The sequence below is a fragment of the Anaerolineales bacterium genome (assembly GCA_022866145.1).
GTDB lineage: Bacteria > Chloroflexota > Anaerolineae > Anaerolineales > E44-bin32 > PFL42.
Window position 1 is genome coordinate 1 of the sequence record JALHUE010000300.1, and the last position, 3,917, is coordinate 3,917.

The window sequence follows — 3,917 nt, forward strand, 5'->3', positions numbered from 1 at the left end:
CCGTTGGCGGGGCTGGCCGTTGCAGTGCCCATCCTTCTCTATGGGCTATCGATCTCCGTCGTCGCGCCGCTACCGACCGACCCCGCAGCCTTGGGGGGACTGGAAGGCAACTCGCTCGTGTACCTGGCCGCGAAATGGTTGGTCACCGGTGCCTGGCTGCCAGCACCCGTCAGCTATGGAGGCATGCCGGCCGTCCTGTACTGGCTGCGCTACGTAGTCGCCGGGCAGCCCCTGCCCCTGGGCGGAACCGATGTCTTTCTCAGCCCGGTGGCCTGGGCAGGCTGGGCGGGGTTGCTGGTGACGGCGCTGAACCTGATCCCGGCCGGTCAACTGGACGGCGGACACCTGGTCTATGTCCTACTGGGGAAGAAGGCCCTGCGCCTGTGGCCGTTTGTGGTGGGTGGGACGCTGCTGCTCGGGCTGGTCTGGCCGGGTTGGTTCCTGTGGGCTGGAATGCTCTTCGTCCTCGGCCGTGTGTACGCCACCCCGCTGGATGACCTCACCCCGCTGACCCCAGGGCGCAAAGCCCTGGCCGTCTTCGGGATCGTGCTGTTCTTCCTGCTGCTGACGCCCGTGCCGCTGCGCGGCTAGCGCCGTCCCGGCGAGCCTCTAATCGGTGAACCGGCCCTGGTCCACCTGACCGGGCGATGTGAACCACAAGGCTTGGCGCAGCGGCTGCCACTGCTTCAGTCATGATCCAGCGCACTTCCAGGCCGATGCGCGGCGTCGGCGACTGGGGCTTTCCTTATCGGCCTTCTTCAGAGAGGGGGTGCTCCGGCGCTGTCACCGATCGCGGGCGAAGCCGATGCTGGAGCAGTTCATAACCCACCGGCAGGAGGGAGATCAGTATGATGGCGATCACCACGAGGCCGAAGTTGTCGCGCACGATCGGGAGGTTGCCGAAAAAGTAGCCAGCGAAGATGAAGATCGAGGTCCAGACAAGCGCACCGATCACATTGTAGACGATGAACTTGCTATAGCGCATCGTGCCCACGCCGGCCACGAAGGGAGCGAAGGTGCGGATGATCGGGATGAAGCGGGCGAGGAAGATCGTCTTGCCGCCGTGCTTGTCGTAGAACTTCTGGGTGCGCTCAAGGTACTCCCGCTTGAGGAAGCGGACGTCTTCCTGGAAGACGCGCGGTCCGATGCGGTGGCCGAACCAGTAGTTAACCGTGTCGCCCACAATCGCGGCCGAGGCCAGCAGGACGAACAGCACCCACACGTTGAGCGCCCCGGTGGCGGCGAGGGCGCCGGCGGCGAAGAGCAGCGAGTCGCCCGGCAAGAACGGGGTGACCACTAGACCGGTTTCCATGAAGACGATCGCGAACAAGATGATGTACGTCCAGTAGCCGTAGTTGGCGATGATCTCGCCGAGGTGCCGGTCGATGTGGAGAATGAAGTCAAAGAGCTGTGCCAGAAGCTGCATGAGGCTCCTTTGGGTATCCGTTGAAGCCAGGCGAGCTAGCCGGCCGCGCTTGCCCCGAGCAGGTCGGCCAGGATCTGCGCGCTATGTCCTTCCGGCTTGACGTTTTCATAGCTGCGGAGCAGGCGCCCATCCGGGCCGATCAGGAAGGTGGTTCGGTGCACGCCTTCGTACGAGCGGCCCATGAAGGTCTTGGGCCCCCAGACCCCATAGGCGGAGGCGACGGTGTGGCCTTCGTCGGCCAGGAGCGGGAAGGGCAGGGAGAATTTGTCCCGAAACCTGGCGTGGGAAGCCACCAGGTCCGGCGAGATGCCGAGGATGACGATGGCGTTCCGGCCGTAGACCTCGAACTGATCGCGAAAGCCGCAGGCCTCGATGGTGCAGCCCGGCGTGTCGTCCTTGGGGTAGAAGTACAGGACCACGGGACGTCCGCGAAAGCCTGAGAGCCGCACCTGCTGGCCGTGGTCGTCGAGCAGGGCGAAATCGGGTGCAGGGTCGCCGAGGCGGGGCGCGGTCATCGCTGGGTGTCCCTCCGAGCTGCGGGTGGGCAAGCCCGCCAATGCTACCACGGTCGGGGCGCCTGTCCTTTGCCGAGGCCCTGACCGGGGGCCCGCCGGCGTTGCCCTTTGGCGACAGGCGTCCTAGAATGCAACTTCGGTGCGTGGGAGGCGCCGCAACCGATGCAGGCTTTTGTCATCGCTGCCGATCCGGATGAGCGCGATCTGATCTCGTTTGCCCTGCGCCACGCCGGACTAGCCGTTGCACCCGGATCCGAGCTGCGCCGCATCCTGAACAGCTGGGAGGAGAACCCGGCGGACTTGATCATCCTGGCGGCCGAGGAGACCGGGAGCCTGCAGGCGGAGATCGCCGGGCTGCGGGCCGTGACCGATGTCCCTTTGATCGTGGTGGTGGACCCGGCCAGCGAGGGTCAGCTGGCAGCCTGGGTGCGCACCGGCGCCGATCTGGCGATGGAGCGGCCGGTATCGTTGCGGCTGTTCTCAGAGTATGCCCTGGGATTGCTGCGCCGCAACGGCGCAACGGCCTCGTTCAGCGTGCCCCGCCTCGAGCTCGAGGGGATCACCCTCGACCCGGGGACACGCACCGTCAGCGTCGAGGGCAAGGAGCCTCGCCGCCTGACCCAGCTTGAATTCCGCCTGCTGCACGTCTTGGTGACCAATCGCGAGCAGGTGGTTCCCACTGAAGCAATCGTTGAGCGCGTCTGGGGGTATTCCGGGGAAGGCGACCGTGACCTGGTCCGAGGGTTGGTCAGCCGCCTGCGTCACAAGATCGAGCCCGACCCGGAGAAACCGCGGTTCATTCAGACGGTGGCCGGGGTGGGCTACCAGTTCACCCGCGAACAACCCGCCTAGCCGTAGTGGCTACCGGCCGCTGAAGCCGGTGAGGATCCGGCGGCAGGGGATCCGGTTTGCTCATGCGTGCCTCGGGGCGCAGTCTCACCTGTCAATGGCGCCTGCCAGCTCCTCGATCCGTTGATCCGCCGCTTGCACGCCTTTGCCACATCTAGGGCCATTCTGGGACACCTCTGCCACATCTAGCGCAGGGGATTTGCGCACCATTTCGGTATTTTTACCCCTGGTATGAGTGATCCTGGCGCAGCGCTGAAAGGATCGAGAGGATGCTGGATGGAACCTGTCCCGAGTGTGCCGGCCAGGTCCACTTCTCTCACCCGCCTGGGCTGGGCCAGCGAGCCCGATGCCCCAAGTGCGGTGCCCGGTTGGAGGTCGTCGAGTCTTCACCGGTTGAACTGGATTGGGCCTTCGATAGCCCGCTGGGTACGACCTGGAAGATGGGAGAAGTACTGACTGAGGATGAGTTGGAGGGTTGACGGCACAAGCCCGTGGGAATCCGTCGCAAGGACCTGAGAGCCAGCTCCTCGAAGGGACCGGCTCTCTGTCTTGTTGGGACACAATTTCAGATTGGAGACTAGGCAATGCGCGATTATGCATCGATGAAACTGCACAACAAGAAGCCTCCCAGTCCGACTAGGCGCAGACCCCCGTGGCGTATCGCGCTGGTGGCCAACCTCAAGCAAGAAATCGACTGGGGCCCCGACGCTCCCGCCGATGCCGGCTCGGAATTCGACCGGCGGGAGACGATCGAGGCCCTGGCCGCGGCCCTGGAAGAAGATGGCCATTGGGTGACCTTCTGCCGGGCGGACCAAACGCTCCCAGAGGCTCTGCTCAACCTCAGGCCGCACATCGTCTTCAACATCGCTGAAGGCCTGGGGGGGGATGGGCGGGAAGCCCAGGCGCCGGCCGTGTTCGAACTGCTCGGGATCCCTTACACGGCCTCGCGCGTCCTGGCCAATGCGCTCTCGCTCGACAAGACACAGACCAAACGCATCTGGCAAAGCCTGGGGCTGCCGACGCCGAGATTCCTGGAGGCGCGGGCCGCCGACGACGCCAGCCTGTGGAAACGCGGCTTCCCGGCTTTCGTTAAGCCGGCCCGCGAAGGCACCGGAATGGGCATCGAC

The 3,917-nt window shown here is 65.1% G+C and carries 6 protein-coding genes; 4 read left to right on the plus strand and 2 right to left on the minus strand.

Annotation, left to right across the window (positions count from 1 at the left end; all coding sequences use genetic code 11):
* Positions 1-591 (plus strand): site-2 protease family protein (locus tag MUO23_09195; GenBank protein MCJ7513126.1); only part of this gene is annotated, 591 nt, incomplete at its 5' end.
* A gap of 154 nt (positions 592-745) precedes the next feature.
* Here the strand turns inward: MUO23_09195 and MUO23_09200 are convergent.
* Positions 746-1,426, minus strand: a complete 681-nt coding sequence (locus MUO23_09200) for a DedA family protein (GenBank protein MCJ7513127.1) — start codon at positions 1,424-1,426, stop codon at positions 746-748.
* A 35-nt stretch (positions 1,427-1,461) separates the two neighbouring features.
* A complete protein-coding gene (gene bcp / locus MUO23_09205; protein MCJ7513128.1) occupies positions 1,462-1,941 on the minus strand; it encodes a thioredoxin-dependent thiol peroxidase in 480 nt (159 codons plus the stop codon).
* Positions 1,942-2,103: 162 nt separating this feature from the next.
* Between bcp and MUO23_09210 the strand changes: the two genes are divergently transcribed.
* The 3 genes from MUO23_09210 to MUO23_09220 all read left to right on the plus strand — a co-directional run.
* On the plus strand, positions 2,104-2,793 hold the full coding sequence (locus MUO23_09210) for a response regulator transcription factor (GenBank protein ID MCJ7513129.1): 690 nt from the start codon (positions 2,104-2,106) through the stop codon (positions 2,791-2,793).
* Between the two features lie 266 nt (positions 2,794-3,059).
* Positions 3,060-3,269 carry a hypothetical protein gene (locus MUO23_09215; GenBank protein ID MCJ7513130.1) on the plus strand — a complete coding sequence of 70 codons (210 nt, stop codon included), beginning with the start codon at positions 3,060-3,062 and terminating at the stop codon, positions 3,267-3,269.
* A 105-nt stretch (positions 3,270-3,374) separates the two neighbouring features.
* The coding region (locus MUO23_09220) for a hypothetical protein (protein ID MCJ7513131.1) at positions 3,375-3,917 on the plus strand (543 nt) is incomplete at its 3' end.